The 20464-nt window shown below is 66.5% G+C and carries 16 protein-coding genes; 1 reads left to right on the plus strand and 15 read right to left on the minus strand.

Going from position 1 to position 20464, the window contains the following annotated elements; genetic code table 11:
- Positions 1 to 365: 365 nt before the first annotated feature.
- Positions 366 to 2525 carry an autotransporter-associated beta strand repeat-containing protein gene (locus QYL93_RS29555; protein ID WP_305747021.1) on the minus strand — a complete coding sequence of 720 codons (2160 nt, stop codon included), beginning with the start codon at positions 2523 to 2525 and terminating at the stop codon, positions 366 to 368.
- A gap of 81 nt (positions 2526 to 2606) precedes the next feature.
- Here QYL93_RS29555 and QYL93_RS29560 point away from each other — a divergent pair, with 81 nt between their 5' ends.
- Complete coding sequence (locus tag QYL93_RS29560; RefSeq protein ID WP_305747022.1) at positions 2607 to 2840, plus strand: hypothetical protein; 234 nt, start codon at positions 2607 to 2609, stop codon at positions 2838 to 2840.
- 155 nt (positions 2841 to 2995) lie between these two features.
- Here QYL93_RS29560 and QYL93_RS29565 read toward each other — a convergent pair whose 3' ends face one another.
- The 14 genes from QYL93_RS29565 to QYL93_RS29630 all read right to left on the minus strand — a co-directional run bounded on the left by QYL93_RS29565 (position 2996) and on the right by QYL93_RS29630 (position 20448).
- Positions 2996 to 5353 carry an ATP-dependent DNA helicase gene (locus QYL93_RS29565; protein WP_305747023.1) on the minus strand — a complete coding sequence of 786 codons (2358 nt, stop codon included), beginning with the start codon at positions 5351 to 5353 and terminating at the stop codon, positions 2996 to 2998.
- A complete protein-coding gene (locus QYL93_RS29570; protein ID WP_305747024.1) occupies positions 5350 to 6153 on the minus strand; it encodes a hypothetical protein in 804 nt (267 codons plus the stop codon). Before QYL93_RS29570 ends, QYL93_RS29565 begins: the two co-directional genes overlap by 4 nt.
- Positions 6154 to 6256: 103 nt before the next feature.
- Complete coding sequence (gene dgoD / locus QYL93_RS29575) at positions 6257 to 7405, minus strand: galactonate dehydratase (protein WP_305747025.1); 1149 nt, start codon at positions 7403 to 7405, stop codon at positions 6257 to 6259.
- Positions 7406 to 7441: 36 nt separating this feature from the next.
- The gene (locus tag QYL93_RS29580; protein WP_305747026.1) at positions 7442 to 8086 is read right to left on the minus strand and encodes a 2-dehydro-3-deoxy-6-phosphogalactonate aldolase; all 645 of its coding nucleotides are present in this window, start codon (positions 8084 to 8086) and stop codon (positions 7442 to 7444) included.
- The gene (locus tag QYL93_RS29585; protein WP_305747027.1) at positions 8083 to 9105 is read right to left on the minus strand and encodes a 2-dehydro-3-deoxygalactonokinase; all 1023 of its coding nucleotides are present in this window, start codon (positions 9103 to 9105) and stop codon (positions 8083 to 8085) included. The genes QYL93_RS29580 and QYL93_RS29585 overlap by 4 nt, the downstream gene beginning before the upstream one ends.
- Before the next feature lie 7 nt (positions 9106 to 9112).
- Positions 9113 to 10051 carry a dihydrodipicolinate synthase family protein gene (locus tag QYL93_RS29590; protein WP_305747028.1) on the minus strand — a complete coding sequence of 313 codons (939 nt, stop codon included), beginning with the start codon at positions 10049 to 10051 and terminating at the stop codon, positions 9113 to 9115.
- Positions 10052 to 10069: 18 nt separating this feature from the next.
- On the minus strand, positions 10070 to 11803 hold the full coding sequence (locus QYL93_RS29595) for an IlvD/Edd family dehydratase (protein ID WP_305747029.1): 1734 nt from the start codon (positions 11801 to 11803) through the stop codon (positions 10070 to 10072).
- Between the two features lie 27 nt (positions 11804 to 11830).
- Entirely contained in the window at positions 11831 to 12868 is a 1038-nt protein-coding gene (gene yjfF, locus QYL93_RS29600; RefSeq protein WP_370877072.1) for a galactofuranose ABC transporter, permease protein YjfF, read from the minus strand.
- Positions 12865 to 13920 (minus strand): ABC transporter permease, encoded by a 1056-nt coding sequence (locus tag QYL93_RS29605; protein ID WP_305747030.1) that lies wholly within the window; start codon positions 13918 to 13920, stop codon positions 12865 to 12867. Before QYL93_RS29605 ends, yjfF begins: the two co-directional genes overlap by 4 nt.
- Positions 13913 to 15448 carry a sugar ABC transporter ATP-binding protein gene (locus QYL93_RS29610; RefSeq protein ID WP_305747031.1) on the minus strand — a complete coding sequence of 512 codons (1536 nt, stop codon included), beginning with the start codon at positions 15446 to 15448 and terminating at the stop codon, positions 13913 to 13915. The genes QYL93_RS29605 and QYL93_RS29610 overlap by 8 nt, the downstream gene beginning before the upstream one ends.
- A gap of 5 nt (positions 15449 to 15453) precedes the next feature.
- On the minus strand, positions 15454 to 16683 hold the full coding sequence (gene mmsB, locus QYL93_RS29615) for a multiple monosaccharide ABC transporter permease (protein WP_305747032.1): 1230 nt from the start codon (positions 16681 to 16683) through the stop codon (positions 15454 to 15456).
- Position 16684: 1 nt separating this feature from the next.
- Positions 16685 to 18202, minus strand: coding sequence for a multiple monosaccharide ABC transporter ATP-binding protein (gene mmsA, locus QYL93_RS29620; RefSeq protein ID WP_305747033.1), 1518 nt, complete (start codon positions 18200 to 18202; stop codon positions 16685 to 16687).
- Positions 18203 to 18301: 99 nt separating this feature from the next.
- Positions 18302 to 19372: a multiple monosaccharide ABC transporter substrate-binding protein gene (gene chvE / locus QYL93_RS29625; RefSeq protein WP_305747034.1), complete on the minus strand. Its 1071-nt coding sequence runs from the start codon at positions 19370 to 19372 to the stop codon at positions 18302 to 18304.
- Positions 19373 to 19482: 110 nt separating this feature from the next.
- Positions 19483 to 20448: an ABC transporter substrate-binding protein gene (locus QYL93_RS29630; RefSeq protein WP_305747035.1), complete on the minus strand. Its 966-nt coding sequence runs from the start codon at positions 20446 to 20448 to the stop codon at positions 19483 to 19485.
- Between the last annotated feature and the right edge of the window lie 16 nt (positions 20449 to 20464).

Genomic DNA, 20464 nt, shown 5'->3' on the forward strand with positions numbered 1-20464 from the left:
GGGCGACACCATGTTGGGGCAATGTCGAGCGCGCCTACTCCAGGTAGCCAATCCATGGCAAGAAGGAGTGCATCTGGCGCTTTTGAGCGCTGGTCGATCATTGCCGCTGCAGGGCTGCTGCTCGTAGCCTTCGTGGAGCCGGGCGAGGGCGTTATCTGCGCACTCATTTTGAGCGTCGCATCGACATTCACGTCGCCTTGCTTTTCCTGGCAGCTTGCGCCATCTGCCTGCGCTCGCTGCCAGTGTTGGGCTGGCCGCTCTAAGAGCGGATAACAAAACTCAGCGAAGCGGTTCTGGCTAGGCGCTGCGTCGGAGGCAGTACGACAAGACGCTGCAACGACGCCAGAAGAGTTTTGTTAGCCGCTTTAACTGGCCAGCGTGATGGTCACAGTGGAATCACCATAGGTCACGGTGGACTTGGCAAAGCCGTCCACGGCCACGATGTCGAACTTGTTGTGCACCCCTTTGGCGGCGATGACCACAATCTTGTCACCGGCCTTGGGCGTGTAGCCGTTGGCGAAAGTCACCTTCAGCGCCCCTGCCAGCGCGGCGTGGTCTCCGACCACCAACGTACCGGCAGTGCTGCTGGACAATGCGAGGTTCAGCGTGCCAGATTTTTGCGTGTAGGTGCTCGCCACGCTCACTTGGGTGCCGTTGGTGGCCAAGGTGCCGCCATCGACGTACACCGCGCCAGTTCCCATCGCTGCCGCGGAATCCGCGCGCAAGGTGCCTGCAGCAACGATGGTGCCGCCGCTGTAGGTATTCGCACCTGTCAGTGCCAACGTGCCGGCTCCGCGCTTGGTCAGCTTACCCGCACCGCTGATGTCGTTGCGCCAACGGTCGAAGGAGCAGAAGCCCGAGACGCAGAAGCCTTCGGTGCCATCGTTCATGGTGACGGTCACGTCGGCTTCCAGCTTGCCGTAGCCGCTGGCTGCATCGAACAGGTTCAGGCGGCCAAAGCCTTCTTCGTCGTCGAGCACGGGATAGCCCGAATCGATGGCGGTGGTTTTGAGCACGGCACGTCGCTGGTCGGCGCTGAGATAGGGGAAGCGGGTTTCCAGCAGCGTCTCCATGCCCTTGGGAACGACGGCAGGCTTGCCGGCTTTGGCACTGTTCTTGGCAAAACCAAAGGTGAGGCGGCGCAGATAGTCTGCCTTAGCGGCAGCGAAATCCGAGAAGCGGTCTTCGCTAACGCTCGCCGAGTGTGCGACATTCCAAAGCTCCACCCCAGTTCTCACGCCCAACTTGGTGCGCAGTTGCAGCTGCGCTTGCTGGAAGACGGCCTGGCGCTGCGCTTCCGTATAAGTCAGCCCGCGATCGCCAGCGCCCTTCAAGAATGGCATCCAGACGGACGAGCCGAGTATGCGCCCGCCCATGGTACCCAGCGCCGAGTGCATGCCCGCGCGGATGCGGTTCTCCCCGGCTTCCAGGCCACGCGCCACCGCTTCGTGGAAGCGCTGTGGTGCCACGTAAGCGATGGCCATCGAGTAACGCACGTATTCGGCGGTGTGGCCGCTGGGGAAATCGGAGTCCTGCTGGGCTGCCGTTTGTGCCGCAGCCGCATCGGCACCTGCTGCGCGGCGTGCCAGCAGTTCGGGTAGTACGGTAACGACCGGAAGGTTTTTGTCCGCAGCAGACCAGCGATACGGGCGTGCAAACTTGTAGAAGCCCTTGGGGCCATTGTCCGAAGCGATATTGCCCACTGTGGCGTTGTCCACGAATTGCAGCACCGCACCGAATTCAGGGTTGTTCGATGTGCTCGTGTCGCCCCAGCCGGAGGCGGGGTTCTTTGCGAGGTCGTCCCACGCCTGACCCAGGGGGCCCAGCGAACCGCCCTTGACCGTGCGCGTGACCTTGTTGCCGGTGTCATCCAGCGTGATTTCCTGCTTCTGCGCGGCGGTGTAGGTGGTTTGGGTGGTCAGCTTGGAGGAGTACGCCATGTTCTGAAGAAACAGCGCGTTGTTTTTGATGGTTCCTGTCGTGCCTCCGGCGGGGGCCTGCCCGAGCGTGCCGTTGGTATTGTTGGCTGTGAGCACGTGCCAGACACCGTTCCAGGTGGTCAATGCAAACGCACCGCATGCATCCTTGCCTGCCACGTTCGTATCTGGCGTGGTCGACCCATTCGCAAAGATGCCTGCGTAGTCCGAGGCCTTGAACCCGTTCATCTTGCGCTCGGAGGGCTCCCAGATATCAAGGAAGCCCGACAGAGAGCGGAGTGTGCTGTTCGTGGTGTGATCGGAATAGCAGGCGTTGTTGCCGCTGGCCGTTGCGTCGTGTCTGCCGGAGTTGAAGGCGGTCGCATCCTCGCGGTATTTGGGCACGTCCGTTCGTGACGCTGGCATGCTGGTAGCTGCTCGCGCGGTGACGTCGATTGATTCCTTGCCCAGCCCGGCAGGAGGTGTGGGAATGGCATAGGTCGAATCGTCCCCGCCGCCGCAGGCAACCAGGGTCAGCAACGCGGCCAGGGGGACGGCGCGCAGAGCGATTGCGTTCTTGTGGGTGGGGACGTGGACGGGAGTTTGCATGCGCGGGCTGATTTGAAGAAAGAGCAATCGAACATTGTTTCCAATAAACAATGAAACTATGATGACTATTCCTGCCGAGCCATGGCTTCCTCGATGGCCGTGTTCGACGTCTGGTACCGATACCCGAAACAGGTCCAGGCGCCGGTGCCGCCATCACGCTGGCCGCTGCACGAACGGCCCAAAGTGCGCGCTACTCCCCCTATCTCGGCCATCACGCCTGCGCTGCTGGAGCGGCGCTACAGCGTCATGGCCTGCAACATTGAGCGGCTGCAGTTCGGCGAACCACCCGAGAACCTGATCTACCGGGCGCTCTGAACGCCTCAACGACCTGGCGCCGATTGCCATTCCCGCCTATTCGCCGCACCTGGTGGTGGTGCGCAATGACCTGCCCGTAAAGAACATCTACGAACTGGCCGCCTACGCGAAGAAATCGGGCAAGTCGGTGAGCTTTGGCACGCCACGGGCGTCCATCAGCCAGTTGGCGGGCATGCTGCTCCCGCAGTCAAGGGCTTCGAGTTCAACGTGATCGGCAGGCTCCACCACCGGGGCAGCAGGTCCCGGACTTCGGGCCGGCCAAAGCGGTCATCCATCAGGTGCACCACGCCTTCGTCGCTGGGTGTGCGGATCACGCGGCCCGCAGCCTGCACCACCTTCTGCAGGCCGGGGTAGAGGTAGGTGTAGTCGTAGCCCTCGCCGAACAGCGCCTGCATGCGCTCCTTGACCTGCTCGTTGACGGGGTTGACCTGCGGCAGGCCCAGCGTGGCCAAAAAGGCCCCGATCAGGCGCCGGCCCGGCAGGTCGATGCCTTCGGCGAACGCACCGCCCAGCACTGCGAAGCCGATGCCCTCGCTGGTATCGGTGAAGCGTGCCAGGAACTGCTTTTGCTCCGATTCGAGCATGCGCCGCGACTGGCTCCAGTGCGGCAGGTGCGGGTGGCGCTCGGCCAGCATCGTGGCTGCCTGATGCAAATACTCGTAGCTGCTGAAGAAGGCCAGGTAGTTGCCCGGCCGCTGGGTGAACTGCTGCGCCATCAGCGCAACGATGGGCGCGAGCGAGGCCTTGCGGTCTGGGTAGCGGGTGGAGATATGGCGCGCGACCTGCACCGTCAGTTGCGCGGCCTGGAACGGGGATTCCACGTCGATGGCCAGGTGGTCCGTGGGAAGGCCCAGCAGGTCGGTGTAGTAGCGCTCGGGCCGCAGCGTGGCCGAGAACAGCGTGCTGGTGTGCGCGGCCTCCCAGCGCGGGCCGAGGAAAGGCGCGGGCACCAGGTTGCGGATGCACAGGGTGGAGCTGCCGGGCGCCCGGGCGGCCTGGGGCAGGCCCGGGGCCGTGGGCTGGGTGATGTCCACCAGCGAGTGCGCGTCGAGCAGCCCGGCCATGCGCACCAGGTGCAGGGCATCGAAGTAGAAGGCCTGCAGGGCGGCATCGGGCTCGGCGGGGTGCTCGGCCAGATGGTCTGTGAGGGTGTTGCCGCACTGCTGCAGTGCGGTGAGCAGGTCTTCGGGAAAGGCCTCGTGCACCGCATAGGCGGTAGCCTGCCGCTTGTCCAGCGCCACCCAGGCGCGGCGCACCTTGTCCAGCGCCTTCTTGACCGGCGGGTAGCGGCTGGCGCTGGTGGATTTGCGCGCCTGGGCCAGGCCGTCGGGGCGCAGCTCGGCGGTGTACATCTTGCGGCCCCGGTCCACGAGGTTGTGGGCCTCGTCCACCAGCAGCGCCGTGCGCCAGCCATTGGCCTGGGCCAGTCCGTGCAGCAGGCCGCCCATGTCGAAGTAGTAGTTGTAGTCGCCCACCACCACGTCGGCCCAGCGCGCGAGCTCCTGGCTCAGGTAGTAGGGGCAGACCTGGTGCGCCAGCGCCGCGCTGCGCACCTCGGCCTGGTGCAGGGTGATGCGTTCACTGCCGGCGCCGGGCCGCAGCGCAGCGGCGCGCGCAGCGGGCAGCCGGTCGTAGAAGCCCTGGGCCAGCGGGCAGGACTCGCCGTGGCAGGCCTTGTCGGGGTGCTCGCAGGCCTTGTCGCGCGCCACCAGCTCCAGCACGCGCAGCGGCAGGGCGGGGGCGCTGTCGGCGAGGCGCGTGAGGGCATCAAGCGCCGTCTGCCGCCCGGAGGTCTTGGCCGCCAGAAAGAACACCTTGTCGAGCTGCTGCGTGGGCGCAGCCTTGAGCAGCGGGAACAGCGTACCCATGGTCTTGCCAATGCCCGTGGGCGCCTGGGCCATCAGGCAGCGCCCTGCGCCCGCGGCCTTGTACACCGCCTCGGCCAGCGGGCGCTGGCCGGTGCGAAAGCCGCCGAACGGGAAGGCCAGGGTGGTGAGCGCTGCATCGCGCGCGGCGCGGTGCGCCACCTGCGCCTCGGCCCAGGCGAGAAAGCGCTCGCACTGCGCCTCGAAGTGCTGCTGCAGCTCGTCGGCCGTGCGGCGTTCGGTGAACACCGTCTCCTTCTGGCTGGCGATGTCGAAGTACACGAGCGCCAGGTCGATGTGTTCCAGCCCTTCCTGCGCGCACAGCAGCCAGCCGTAGATGCGTGCCTGGGCCCAGTGCAGTGCGCGGTGCGATGCGGGCTGGCGGTCGAGCCGGCCCTTGAAGGTCTTGACCTCGTCGAGCCGGGCATGCTCCGGGTCGAAGCCATCGGCCCGGCCGCGCACGCGCAGGCTCTTGTAGCTGCCGGCCAGCGCGACCTCGGCGCGGTAGCCGTCGCCCCGGCGCGCGGCAGCCACGGCATGGCCGGCCATGCCCTCCAGGGCCGTGGGGGCGGGCGTGAAGCGCAGGTCCAGGTCGCCCTGCTTGGCGGTGAACTCGCACAGCTCGCGCACCGCCACGGTATAGGTCATAGGCCGCCAGTGGAGGGCTCGCCCAGGTGGGCCTGGGCCAGCTCTTCTTCGCTGCGCAGCGGCGTGGCCTTGCACAGGGCCATCCACACGGCGAAGGGCAGGGTGCAACTGGCATGGCGCGCGGGGCGCAATAGCTCGAAGCGGCCATCGTCGAGCCCGCCGTGCAGCACCCAGATGCCGAAGTGCTCAGGGACCTCGCCGGCCTCGGCCACGCCGGCCGGGAACACGTAGTAGCACTCCTCGCACAGCCACTGGTAGGCCTGGCGCTTGGCCTCGTGGCGCAGGTCCGAGAGCAGGTCGGCGCGGCTGTACTTGATCTCGTGCACCATGGGCTGCAGGTAGGCCGGCACCGTGGTGTTGCGCACCGAGAACAGGTCCGGCCGTGCCATGCGCCAGACATTGGCGGCCTTGCGGCTTGCGGGCGTGTCCTCGCTCCACAGCGGGTTGCTGGTTGCCGGAGTCAGCGGCGCAGTTTCCGGGGCCGCACCCTCGATCACGGCGCGCAGCGACAGCTCGCGCCAGACGATGCGGCCCGAGGCCAGCAGGTGCGCGGCAAACTTCTGGCCCAGCCGGTCGTGCGCGCTCAGGGCGCGCACGCCGCGCTGGCGCGCCTCGGCCAGGGTGCGGATGCCGTCCTCGGTGAGCTTCAGGGTCTCGAAGCCCTCGGGCGAGGTGTGCAGGGCGACCAGCTGCGCAGCCAGCAGGTCGATCTCCAGCGCGTCCTTGCAGGGCCAGCCGGCCGAGCGCCAGATCTGCATCAGGCGGGTGCGGTGGAAGCGGTTGATGGTCGGCGCCGTCATAGGGGCTTGGGGATTCTTCAAAACACTGATTGTAATTACAGTATTTTCCTCCCTTTCGCCCCTGCCGTCACGTCTTCACGGTGTTGTTACACCGCCGGGAAGCTCACCACTCCGCGAAACTGCCATCCTTGTGGCGCCACACCGGGTTGCGCCAGCGGTGGCCTTCGGCGGCGCGTTCGCGTACATAGGCTTCATTGACCTCGATGCCCAGGCCCGGGCCCTGGGGGATGGCGACCATGCCGTCCTCGTACGCGAATACTTCGCCGTTGGACACATAGTCGAGCAGGTCGTTGCTGGCGTTGTAGTGGATGCCCAGGCTCTGCTCCTGGATGAAGGCGTTGTAGCAGACCCCATCGAGTTGCAGGTTGGCCGCCAGCGCAATCGGCCCCAGCGGGCAGTGCAGGGCCAGGGCCACGTCGTAGGCCTCGGCCATGGAGGCGATCTTGCGCGTTTCGGTGATGCCGCCCGAGTGCGAGGGGTCGGGCTGGATGATGTCCACATAGCCTTCGGACAGCACGCGCTTGAAGTCCCAGCGCGAGTACAGGCGCTCGCCGAGCGCGATGGGGGTGGACGAGAGGTGGGCCAGCTCCTTCAGCGCCTCGTAGTGCTCGCTGAGCACGGGCTCTTCGATGAACATCAGCCGGTAGGGGTCGAGCTCCTTGAACAGCACCTTGGCCATGGGCTTGTGCACCCGGCCATGGAAGTCCACGCCGATGCCCACGTTGGGGCCCACCGCGTCGCGCACGGCGGCCACGTTCTTCAGGCATTTCTCCACCTTGTCGAAGCTGTCCACGTACTGCATCTCTTCGGTGCCGTTCATCTTCACGGCGGTGAAGCCGCGGTCCACGGCGGCCTTGGCTGCCGCAGCGGTCTCGCTGGGCCGGTCGCCGCCGATCCAGCTGTAGACCTTGATGCGGTCGCGCACGCAGCCGCCCAGCAGCTCGGACACGGGTACCCCCAGGGCCTTGCCCTTGATGTCCCACAGTGCCTGGTCGATGCCGGCCAGGGCGCTCATGTGAATGCCGCCGCCACGGTAGAAGCCGCCACGGTAGAGCACCGTCCAGTGGTCCTCGATGTGGCGCGGGTCCTTGCCGATGAGGTAGTCGCCCAGTTCCTCGATGGCGGCCGCCACGGTGTGGGCCCGGCCTTCGAGCACAGGCTCGCCCCAGCCGACGATGCCTTCGTCGGTCTCGATTTTCAGAAAGCACCAGCGCGGTGGCACCAGGAACGTGGTCAGTCGGGTGATCTTCATGGCTGGGAGTTCGTCGAAAAGTGGAGAGGGGATCCGTCAGGAGGTGGGGTAGGACTGGCGCCATGCCTGCATGAAGGCGGCCGCCTGGCGCGCCACGCCGGCGGCGCTGTCACCGGGCTTGTACAGGGCCGAGCCCAGGCCGAAGCCGCTGGCACCGGCCGCAGCATAGGCCGCAATGCCTTCGGGCGTGATGCCGCCCACGGGCAGCAGCGCCACCGGCGGGCGCAGCACGGCACGCCAGGCCTTGAGCACGGAGGGCGCCAGCGCCTCGGCGGGGAACAGCTTGAGCGCATCGGCCCCCGCTGCCAGCGCGGCATAGGCCTCGGTCAGCGTGGCCACGCCGGGGGCGCAGGCCATGCCGGCCGCCTTGGCGGCGCGGATCACCGCCGCATCGCTGTGCGGCATGACCACGATCTGCCCGCCGGCTGCCGCCACGGCGGCGCAGTCCTCGGGGCGAATGACGGTGCCCGCGCCGATCAGCACGTCGGCCGGCAGCGCGTCGCGCAGCGCGCGGATGCTGGCCAGCGGCTCGGGCGAGTTGAGCGGCACCTCGATGATGCGAAAGCCGGCCTCGCTGAGCGCCAGGCCGATGGGCACCACTTCGGCGGGCGCCACACCGCGCAGGATGGCGACCAGGCCGCAGCGCTGCATGGAGGCGGAAAGAAGGTCTGAAGGAGTCATGCGCGTCGTGCAGCTTGTGTGTCGGTAGGGGTCACCAGCGCGGCAGCGGTGGCGATCTGCCACAGCCCCCGCGCGGTGGCGTTGTCGGCTATTTCGGGTGCCGGCAATCCGTAGGCGGCCAGGGCCAGGGCGTAGCGCCGGCAGAGGTCGGGCTCGCCGCAGAGCACCACATGCGTGGGCGTGGCACCCGGCGCCTGTTGTGCCGCCAGTGCGGCCACCTCGTGGCCGATGAGCAGGCCCGAGAGGTAGTCCGCCTGGGCCGTGCCGGGCAGCGCGCCCGTCAGGCCCAGCGTGCGTGTGCTGAAGATGTGCGAGAGCAGGCCCAGCGAGGCCTCTGCCGAGCGCGCCACCTGCAGGCCGCGCGCAAACGCTGCGTCGTCAGGCGCCTCTGTTGGCTGCATGGTGCGGCCCAGGATGGTGTGGCCACGCAGTGCGGCGAACACCTCGCCGGTCATGAAGGTGTGGAATTGCGCGATGGAGCGGTGCCGTGCCAGCACCCACTTGCTGTGCGTGCCGGGCAGGCCGATGAGCACCGGGGCATCGTCGGGCAGGGCCGAGGCCGCCATCACGCCCAGCACCTGGGTCTCTTCGCCGCGCATCACATTGGGCAGATCGCCGCGCTGGAGCAGGCCGGGGACGATGTGCACGCGGGGGCCTGCGCCGTGCTCCACCACTGTGAGCCCGCGGGCCAGTTGGTCCAGCGAGGCGGGCGATTCGAGGTAGCGCGCTTCGCGCCAGCCCTGGGCGCTGCCGACCATGCCGCAGGCCAGCACGGGGATGCCGGGCTGGGCCTGCACCCAATCGCCACAGACATCGTCGAAGGCGTGCTCGAACGCGGCGCCTTGGGTCGCGTGTGCCTGGCCATTGGCTGCGACGGGCAGGTTCATGATGCCCCAGGGGCGCTGGCGCATTTCGAGCACCGTGCCAGTGGCATCGAAGCGAAAGGCCCGCAGCGAACTGGTGCCCCAGTCCAGCCCGATCAATGCGGCGCTGTGGGAAAGAATGGCGTCGTTCGTCATCAGCGGATTACTGGCCCCAGCGCAGCACCAGGGGGTCCAGCCGGCGTGCAATGTCGATCAGGCCCCGGCGCACCTCGGGGTGCATGGCGGGGAAGGGATGGCGCCCGGCCTCGCTGGCGATCACGCCGCCTTCCTTCATCAAGGCCTTGGCGGTGAGGATGCCGCCCTGGCGGTTTTCGTGGTTGATGAGTGGCAGCCAGCGCTGGTAGAGCGCGAAGGCCTGGTCGGCATCGCCCTGGCGGTGCGCTTCGATGATGGGGCGTATGCCATCGGGAAAAGCCCCGCCCGTCATCGCGCCCGTGGCACCGGCATCGAGGTCGGCCAGCAGGGTGATGGCCTCTTCGCCATCCCAGGGCCCTTCGATGGCCGCGCCGCCCAGGCGGATCAGCTCGCGCAGCTTGCTGGCCGCGCCGGGCACCTCGATCTTGAAGTAGGCCAGGTGCTCGATCTCCTGCGCCATGCGCGCCAGAAACGGGGCCGAGAGCACGGTGCCGCTGGCGGGGGCATCCTGCACCATGATGGGAATGGTGATGGCATCCGACACCCGGGCATAGAACTCGTAGATCTGCGCCTCGGGCACGCGGAAGGTGGCGCCGTGGTAGGGCGGCATCACCATCACCATGGCGGCGCCCATGTCCTGCGCGGCGCGGCTGCGCTCGGCGCATACGCGGGTGCCGTAGTGCGTTGTGGTGACGATCACGGGCACGCGGCCGGCCACATGCTCCAGCGACAGGCGGGTGAGCGTTTCGCGCTCGGCGTCCGACAGCGAGAATTGCTCGGAGAAGTTGGCCAGGATGCACAGGCCGTCCACACCAGCGTCGATCATGAAATCGAGACTGCGCCTCTGGCTGTCGAGGTCCAGGCGGCCGTCCTCGTGGAAGGTGGTGGGCACCACGGGAAAGATGCCGCGGTAGCGAGGGGACTGGGGGGATTTCGTTGTTTGCATGGGTCTACGGGTCAATGTTCAGTGCGAATGGCGCGGCACGGCAGCACCCCGGCAGCCGACGAGGAAGTCGAAGTCGCAGCCCTCATCGGCCTGCAGCACATGGTCCACGTACAGGCGCTGGTAGCCGCCGCGCCCGCCCATGTCGGTGTTGGCCAGCGCGGCCAGGCGTGCGGCCAGCTCTTCGTCGCTGATGTCCAGGTGCAGGCGGCCCTGCTCGCAGTCGAGCTCGATGAAATCACCGTCGCGCACGGCGGCGAGCGGGCCGCCGGCAGCGGCCTCGGGCGCCACGTGCAGCACCACGGTGCCGTAGGCGGTGCCGCTCATGCGCGCGTCGGAGATGCGCACCATGTCCTTCACGCCCTGGCGCAGCAGCTTCGGCGGCAGGCCCATGTTGCCCACCTCGGCCATGCCGGGGTAGCCCTTGGGGCCGCAGTTCTTCATCACCATCACGCAGCTGGCGTCGATGTCCAGGTCTTCATCGACGATGCGCTCCTTGTAGTGCTCCAGGTTCTCGAACACCACGGCGCGGCCCCGGTGCTTGAGCAGCTCGGGCGAGGCCGCCGAGGGCTTGAGCACCGCGCCGCGCGGCGACAGGTTGCCGCGCAGGATGCAGATGCCCCCGTCGGCGATCAAGGGGTTGTCCAGAGTGCGGATCACCTCGTCGTTGTACTGGGGCGCCTCGCGCACGTTGTCCCACAGGCTCTTGCCGTTGACGGTGAGCGCGCCGGGGTGGGGCAGCAGGTCGTTCTCGCCCAGGCGGCGCAGCACGGCGGGCAGGCCGCCCGCGTAGTAGAACTCTTCCATCAGGAAGCGGCCCGAGGGCTGCAGGTCCACCAGGGTGGGCGTGCCGCGGCCGATACGCGTCCAGTCTTCCAGGTCCAGTTGCACGCCGATGCGGCCGGCAATGGCCTTGAGGTGGATCACGGCATTGGTCGAGCCGCCGATGGCCGCATTGGTGCGGATGGCGTTCTCGAACGCCTCGCGCGTCAAGATCTTGGAGAGCGTGAGCCCCTCGTGCGCCATCTCCACGATGCGCCGGCCCGACATGTGGGCCAGCACATAGCGGCGCGAGTCCACGGCCGGAATGGCCGCATTGTGCGGCAGCGAGGTGCCCAGCGCCTCGGCCATGCAGGCCATGGTGGAGGCCGTGCCCATGGTGTTGCAGGTGCCGGCCGAGCGGGACATGCCCGCTTCCGCCGCGAAGAACTGGTGTTCGTTGATTTCACCCGCCTTCAGCGATTCGTGCAGCCGCCACACGGCCGTGCCCGAGCCGATGTCCTTGCCTTCGAGCTTGCCGTTGAGCATGGGCCCGCCCGTGACCACGATGGCCGGCACGTCGCAACTGGCCGCGCCCATCAGCAGCGCCGGAGTGGTCTTGTCGCAGCCCACCAGCAGTACTACGGCGTCGATGGGGTTGCCGCGGATGGATTCCTCCACGTCCATGCTGGCCAGGTTGCGCGTGAGCATGGCCGTGGGCCGCAGGTTGGATTCGCCGTTGGAGAACACCGGGAACTCGACGGGGAAGCCACCCGCCTCGTAGATGCCGCGCTTGACGTGCTCGGCGATTTTGCGGAAGTGGGCGTTGCAGGGCGTGAGTTCGGACCAGGTGTTGCAGATGCCGATGATGGGGCGGCCGTCGAACTCATGGTCCGGAATGCCCTGGTTCTTCATCCAGCTGCGGTACATGAAGCCGTTCTTGTCGGCGGTGCCGAACCATTCGGCGGAGCGAAGCTTGCGCGGGGATGTGGTCATGGTGGTTGTGAGATAGAAAAAGGGGGGTCACTTGGAGGCGCGGCGCGTCAGCAGGCGCTGCAGCAGGCAGAAAACGAAGAGCAGCACGCCCACGACGATGCGGGTCCACCACGAGCTGAGCGTGCCGTCGAAAGAGATCAGGGTCTGGATGATTCCGAGCATCAGCACACCGAACAGCGTGCCCGCCACATAGCCCACGCCCCCGGTGAGCAGGGTGCCGCCGATCACCACGGCGGCGATCGCATCAAGCTCCATGCCCGTGGCGTGCAGGCCGTAGCCCGAGAGCATGTAGAAGGTGAACACCACGCCGGCCAGGGCCGAGCACAAGCCCGAGAGCGTGTACACCCCGATCACCGTGGCGCGCACCGGCAGGCCCATGAGCACAGCCGAGTGCTCGTTGCCGCCCACGGCATACACGTTGCGGCCGAAGGGCGTGCAGTGCGCGACGAAGATGGCGGCCAGCAGTACTGCCATGGCGATCAGCGCGCCCAGCGAGAGCGAGGCGCCCTCCCATAGTTCGAGGCGCCACTGCGCCATCTCCGAATACGCCTCGTCGGCCATGCTGATCGAATCGATGCTGATCAGGTAGCACAGGCCGCGGGCGAGGAACATGCCCGCCAGCGTCACGATGAAGGGCTGCAGCCGAAAGCGTTCGATCAGAAAGCCCATGAAGGCGCCGAACACCGTGCCCATGAGCAGCACCAGCGGGATGGCCGTGAACGGGCTCCAGTGGTGGTGCTCCACCAGGCTGGCCAGCACCATGGTGGTCAGCGCCACCACCGAGCCCACCGACAGGTCGATGCCGCCCGAAAGGATCACGAAGGTCATGCCCACCGCGACGATGATCAAAAACGCGTTATCAATCAGCAGGTTGAGGAACACCTGGGCCGAGAAGAAGCCGGTGTAGAGCACCGAGCCTGCCGTGGCCATGGCCACGAACAGCGCGATGGTGGCCGCCAGCGGCAGGTACTTGGGGTTCAGGCGCATGCTTGGAGAAACAGGGCGTTGTGTTGGCGCCTCGGCGCTGGGCGCCGCATCCAGGGTGGGGCTGTGTCCGCCGCTCATGACAGGGCTCCCCCGGCCGTGGGTCGGCGCACCAGGGTGCCGATCTGCGCGCGGAAGTCGGGCGACTGCAGCAGCATCACGATGAACACCACCACGGCCTTGACGACCAGGTTGATCTCGGGCGGCACACCCAGCGAGTAGATGGCGTAGGTCAGTGTCTGGATGATGAGCGCGCCGATCACGCTGCCCACCAGACTGAAGCGCCCGCCAGTCAGTGCCGTGCCGCCCAGCGTCACGGCCAGGATGGCATCGAGTTCCAGCATCTGGCCGGCGTTGTTGGCGTCGGCGCTCTTCACGTTGGAGCTGATGAGCAGGCCTGCAATGCCCGCGCACACGCCGCAGAAAGTGTAGGCCGCGACGACCAACCGGCGCGACTGCACGCCGGCCACCCGCGCCGCCGTGGGGTTGATGCCGACGGCCTGGATGAACAGGCCCAGCGCCGTGCGCGTGACCGCCAGGTAGAGCCCGGCAAACACGGCGGCCAGCACGAACAGCGAAAACGGCAGGCCCAGCAGGTAGCCCCCACCCAGGAAGAAGAAGGGCGCGTAGTAAATGGTGATGATCTGCCCGTCGGTGATCAACTGGGCGATGCCCCGGCCCGCCACCATCAGGATCAGCGTGGCGATGATGGGCTGCATGCCCACCTTGGCGACCAAGAGGCCATTCCACAGCCCGCACAGCGCCGCCACGCCGATGGCGCCCAGGATGGCCAGCGGCAGGGGAAAGCGGCTCTCGCCGCCCGAGACCGAGCCGCCGATCATCCAGGCGCCGACGGCGGCGGCGATGGCTACCACCGCGCCCACCGAGATGTCGATGCCGCGCGTGGCGATCACCATGGTCATGCCCAGCGACACCAGGGCCAGGGGCGCGGCGCGGTTGAGGATGTCGACCAGGCTGCCGTAGAAGTGTCCGTCGCGCCACTCGATGTGCAGAAAGCTCGCGTTGAAAGCCGTGTTCACGGCCAGCAGCAGGGCCAGCGTGACCAGGGGCCAGGTGAGCCGATGGCGCAGCGCCACCGAGAGAAAGGAGGAGGGGAGGGATGCGTCAGGCATTTTCTGCGGCAATCAGTTCGTACACGGCTTCTTCGCTGCTGCCGGCCGGCAGCTCGCCAACCTTGCGGCGGTCGCGCAGCACCACGATGCGGTGCGCCACGCGAACCACCTCGCTCATTTCGGAGGAGATGAAGACCACGGCCATGCCAGCATCGGCCAGGCGCAGGATCTGCTCCATGATTTCCTGCTTGGCCGCCACGTCGATGCCGCGTGTGGGCTCGTCCAGGATCAACAGGCGCGGCTCGATGGCCATCCAGCGCGCGAGAATGGCTTTTTGCTGGTTGCCGCCCGAGAGCAGGGCGATGGGCGTTTCCACGCTCGCGGTTTTGATGCCCAGCAGCTGCACATAGCGCTCGGCAATCGCGGTCTGCTCGGCACGCGAGAGAAAGCGGCCCATGCCCATGCGCGCCTGCAGCGCCAGGGCAATGTTCTCGCGCACCGACAACTCGGCCACGATGCCGTCGGTCTTGCGCTCCTCGGGGCACAGGGCCAATCCCTCGCGGATGGCGTCCATGGGATTGGAGAAGGCCACGGCCCGGCCGTCGATGCGCAGCACACCCCGGTCGGGCGCCTGCAGGCCGAACAGCAGCCGCGCCAGCTCGGTGCGGCCCGATCCCAGCAGGCCCGCCAGGCCCACCACCTCGCCCGCACGCACCTTCAGGTCGATGGGCTGCAACTGGCCGCTCTGGCCCAGGCCTTCGGCCTGCAGCAGGGCGTGCGCCGCGCCGTCGAACACGGGGGATACGGGCGGCTCGGTGGACTGGGCTGCCAGCTCGCGCCCCAGCATGGCGTTGATCAGCGCCTGCGCAGGGAGGTCGGCCACGGCCCATTCGCCCACCCAGCTGCCGTTGCGCAGCACCGTGATGCGGTCCGACACGGCGTACACCTGGTTCAGGAAATGGGTCACGAAGACGATGGCCAGGCCCTCGCCACGCAGCCGGCGCAGCACCTCGAAGAGCTTTTGCACCTCGTCGTCATCGAGGCTGGAGGTGGGCTCGTCCAGGATCAGCACCTTGGCCTCGATGCTCAGCGCCCTGGCGATGGCCACGAGCTGCTGCACGGCCACCGGGTAGTCCGAGAGCAGGCGCGTGACGTCGATGGACAGCCCGATGCGCGCCACCAGCTCGCGTGCGCGCTGGTGCAGCGTGGCCCAGTCGATGCGAAAACCCTGGGCGATACCGCAGCGCGGGTAGCGGCCGGCAAAGATGTTCTCGGCTACTGACAGGTTGGGGCAGAGGTTGACCTCCTGGTACACGGTGCTGATGCCCAGGCGCTGCGCGGCCAACGGCGAATCGGGCCACACGGCTTGGCCGGCCAGGCGCATCTGTCCGCCACTGGCTTCGAGCACGCCGGTGAGCACCTTGATCAGCGTGGACTTGCCCGCGCCGTTCTGGCCCATGAGGGCGTGGATCTCGCCCGGGTACAAGTTGAGCTGCACGTCGCGCAGCACGGGGATGCCCGAGAAATGCTTGTGGATGCCCGTGAGTTCCATCACGGGAGAAACGGTGTGACCGGTGACCGCGTCCATGGCTTTCAAGCTTTGTTTTTGTTGTAGACATCAACCAGCACGGCCGCCAGCAGCACCACGCCCTTGATGACCTGCTGGTAGTCGATGCCGATACCGAGGATGGACATGCCGTTGTTCATCACCCCCATCACGAAGGCGCCGATCACCGCTCCCATGACCTTGCCCACGCCGCCCGAGGCCGATGCCCCGCCGATGAAGCAGGCGGCGATCACGTCGAGCTCGAAGCCCAGGCCCGCCTTGGGCGTGGCCGTGTTCAGCCGGGCTGCAAACACCAGCCCCGCCAGCGCCGCCAGCACGCCCATGTTGATGAAGGCATAGAACGACAGCCGCTCGGTCTTGATGCCCGAGAGCTTGGCCGCCTTTTCGTTGCCGCCCATGGCGTAGATGCGCCGGCCAATGGTGGTGCGGCTGGTGACGAAGTCGAACAGCACGATCAGCAGCGCCATCACCACCAGCACGTTGGGCAGGCCTTTGTACGAGGCGAGCAGGTAGGCAAAATAGACCAGCAGCGCTGCGAATACCGCCGTGCGCGCCACGAAGAAGGCCAGCGGTTCGGCCTGCACGCCGTGCTTCAAGCGGTTGGCCCTCGCCCGCACCCCGGCCACGGCCAGCGCGACGGCCACGGCCACGCCCAGCAGCAGCGAGGTGAGCTTGAGCCCCTCGACGCTGAACAGGTCCGGTATGAAGCCCGAACTGAGCATCTGGAACTCGGCAGGGAAGGGCCCCACCGATTGCCCGGCGAGCAGCGCCAGCGCCAGGCCCTTGAAAACCAGCATGCCCGCCAGTGTGACGATGAAGGACGGGATGCGCGAAAATGCCACGAACCAGCCCTGCAGCGCCCCGATCACGCCGCCGCACAGCAGGCACACCAGCGATGCGGGCAGGAAGTGCCAGCGGTACTCCACCATCAGCACCGCCGCCAGTGCGCCGATGAAGCCGCAGACCGAGCCCACCGACAGGTCGATGTGCCCGGCCACGATCACCAGCAGCATGCCCAGCGCCATGATGACGATGTAGCTGTTCTGCAGCAGCAGGTTGGTCAGGTTGAGCGGCTGCATCAGCGTGCCGTCGGTCATGTACTGGAAGAAGCCCATGATGGCCACCAGCGTGATCAGCATGCCGTACTCGCGGAAATTGTGCTTGATGTGTTCGAGCAGTGGCTTGTCGTTGCCGGCTGGCGCCTCCGCAGAGGAGTTGGCGAGCGTGGCGGTGGAGGAGGGGGTCATTGGGGTCATGTCAACTTGCTTTCACGATCGCGCGCATGATCTTTTCCTGGGAGGCTTCGGCGGTGGGCATTTCGGCGACGAATCGGCCCTCGTTCATCACGTAGATGCGGTCCGTGATGCCCAGCAGCTCGGGCATTTCCGAGGAGATAACGATCACGCACTTGCCCTCGGCCGCCATCTGGGCGATCAGGGTGTAGATCTCGTATTTGGCGCCCACGTCGATGCCGCGCGTGGGCTCATCGAGGATGAGCACGTCGGGGTTGGTGAACAGCCACTTGCCCAGCACCACTTTCTGCTGGTTGCCGCCAGAGAGATTCACGGTCTTCTGGTCCACGCCGGAGCAGCGGATGCGCAGCTTGCGACGGTAGTCCTGCGCGATCTGGTGCTCGCGCCCATGGTCCATCACCGTGGCGGTGGAGATGCCGCCCAGGTTGGCCAGCGAGACGTTGAACTGGATGTCTTCACTGAGCACCAGGCCGTTGCCCTTGCGGTCCTCGGTGACGTAGGCCAGGCCATGGCGCACGGCTTTCTCTACCGTGCCGACGTCGATCTCCTTGCCGTTCAGCAGCACCTGGCCGCTGATGCGCTGGCCCCAGGATTTTCCGAAGATGCTCATCGCCAGTTCGGTGCGGCCCGCGCCCATGAGGCCGGCAATGCCCACGATCTCGCCGCGCCGCACAGTGAGGTCGACGCCCTTGATGACCTCGCGGTCGCTGTGCTGAGGGTGGTGGGCGCGCCAGTTGCGCACTTCGAACACGGTGGGGCCGATGTCGGGCTGGCGCGGCGGGTAGCGGTCGGCCATCTCGCGGCCCACCATGGCCTTGATCACGCGGTCTTCGCTGACCAGGCCGGTGCGGCAGTCGAGCGACTCCACGGTGCTGCCGTCTCGCAGCACCGTGATGGCATCGGCCACGCGCGATATTTCGTTGAGCTTGTGCGAAATCAGGATGCAGGTGATGCCCTGCTTCTTGAGTTCCAGCAGCAGGTCCAGCAGCGCCTGGCTGTCGTTCTCGTTGAGGCTGGCCGTGGGTTCGTCGAGGATCAATAGGCGCACCTGGCGCGACAGCGCCTTGGCAATCTCTACCAGTTGCTGCTTGCCCACGCCCAGGTGGGTGACCAGTGTCTCGGGTGATTCCTTGAGGCCCACTTTGCGCAGAAGCGCCTGGGCCTTGCTGTGCGCAGCCATCCAGTCGATCACGCCGTGCCGCGCTGTCTCGTTGCCCAGGAAGATGTTCTCGGCAATGGAGAGCAGCGGCACCAGCGCCAGCTCCTGGTGGATGATGATGACGCCCAGGTGCTCGCTGTCGCGGATGCCGTCGAACTGGCGCTCCTGGCCTTCGAAGACGATCTCGCCGCTGTAGCTGCCGTGCGGGTAGACGCCCGAGAGCACCTTCATCAGTGTGGACTTGCCCGCGCCGTTCTCGCCGACGATGGCGTGGATCTCGCCGGCGCGCACGTTCAGGTTCACCTGGTTGAGCGCGACCACGCCGGGGAAGGTTTTGCGGATGTTCCGCATTTCAAGAATCATGGACTGGGCTCGTGCAGGAAGCGCTGCGGGCTTCCTCTGTTGTCTCACGTGGCCCTGGTACCAGGGGAGATGCGCTGCCTCCCCTGGCCCAGGCCTGGGTTACTTGACTTGCGATTCCTTGTAGTAGCCGCTGCCCACAAGCACCGCATTCCAGTTGGATGCATCGACCGACACCGGCTTGAGCAGGTACGACGGCACGACCTTCTCGCCGTTGTTGTAGGTCTTGGTGTCGTTGATCTCGGGCTGCTTGCCCGAGAGCGTGGCGTCCACCATGTTGGCTGCCACCTTGGCCAGCTCGCGCGTGTCCTTGAACACGGTGGAGAACTGCTCGCCCTTGAGGATGGACTTGACCGAGGGGATTTCCGCGTCCTGGCCGCTCACCACCGGGCAGGGCTGTTGCGCCGTGCAGTAGCCCACGCCCTTGAGCGAGGACAGGATGCCGATGGACAGGCCGTCGTAGGGCGAGAGCACGGCATGCACCTTGTCCTTGCCGTAGTAGGCCGAGAGCAGGTTGTCCATGCGCGCCTGCGCCACCGAGCCGTCCCAGCGCAGCGTGCCCACCTTGTTCATGCCCAACTGCTTGCTGCGCACCACCAGCTTGCCGCTGTCCAGGTAGGGCTTGAGCACGCTCATGGCGCCGTCGTAGAAGAAGAAAGCGTTGTTGTCGTCGGGCGAGCCGCCGAAGAGTTCGATGTTGAACGGTCCCTTGCCCTGCTTGACGCCCAGCTTGTCGACGATGGAGTTGGCCTGCAGCACGCCGACCTGGAAGTTGTCGAAGGTGGCGTAGTAGTCCACGTTCTTGGAGCCCTTGATCAGCCGGTCATAGGCGATGACCTTGACGCCCTTGTCGGCCGCGCTCTGCAGCACGCGCGAGAGGGTGGTGCCATCGATGGAAGCGATCACCAGCACCTTGGCTCCCTTGGTGATCATGTTCTCGATCTGCGCGAGCTGGTTGGGGATGTCGTCGTCCGCGTACTGCAGGTCGGTCTTGTAGCCGCGCTCCTTGAGCACCTTGACCATGTTGTCTCCATCGGCGATCCAGCGCGATGAGGACTTGGTGGGCATCGAGATGCCGATGCTGCCCTTGTCCTGGGCCAGTGCCAGCGGTGCGGCGCCCATGGCGGCCAGGGCCACGGTGGCCAGTACGGTCTTGAAAATGGTGCGCTTCATCAATTTGTCTCCTGTTTTTCTGGTTTTCTGCCCGGCCCTCGTACACCTCCTGTGGGCGCACGGGGCCGGCCTCCTGCCGTGCTGCCGGTTCTACACCGGCAGCAGCGGCATCAATACTTGCGTTTCGGGAACTCGGCGGCGGCCACTTCCATCGGGAAGATGCCTTCCTCGGTCACGATGCGCTTTTGCACCGCCTTGCCAGCCTTGATGTCCTTGACGGCGGTCATCAACTGCGGGCCCAGCAGGGGGCTGCACTCCACGCTCACGTTGAGCTTGCCGGCGATCATGGCCTCGAAGGCGCCCTTGACCGCGTCGATGGAGATGATGACGATGTCCTTGGCGGGCTTCATGCCGGCCTCTTCGATCGCCTGGATCGCACCGATGGCCATGTCGTCGTTGTGTGCGTAGAGCACGTTGATCTTCTTGCCCTCGGCCTTGAGGAAGGCTTCCATCACCTCCTTGCCCTTGGCACGCGTGAAGTCACCGGTCTGCGAGCGCAGGATCTTGAACTTGGGGTCGGCCTTGATGACTTCCTCGAAGCCCTTCTTGCGGTCGATGGCCGGGGCCGAGCCCACGGTGCCCTGCAGTTCGACGATGTTGATGTCGCCCTTCTGGTCCTTCATCTTGTCCACCAGCCAGCGGCCGGCCTTGCGGCCTTCTTCCACGAAGTCCGAGCCCATGAATGTCACATACAGCGAGGTGTCCTTCGTGTTCACCGCGCGGTCGGTCAGCACCACCGGTATCTTGGCGGCCTTGGCCTCGCGCAGCACGTTCTCCCAGCCCGACTCGACCACGGGCGAGAAGGCGATCACGTCCACCTTCTGGGCGATGAAGGAGCGAATGGCCTTGATCTGGTTTTCCTGCTTTTGCTGGGCGTCGGAGAACTTGAGCTCGATGCCGGCCTCCTTGGCGGCGGACTTGATCGATTCGGTATTGGCGGTGCGCCACTCGCTCTCGGCACCTACCTGGCTGAAGCCCAGCACGATGGGCTTCTGGGCCCATGCGGCGCCCGGGAGCAGCCCGGCCACGGGGGCGCAGGCAAGGGCGGATACGAGGGTCCGGCGGTTCAGTTTCATCATTTGTCTCCTGTCT

It is taken from the genome of Acidovorax sp. A1169, assembly GCF_030704685.1.
Lineage (GTDB): Bacteria > Pseudomonadota > Gammaproteobacteria > Burkholderiales > Burkholderiaceae_C > Acidovorax.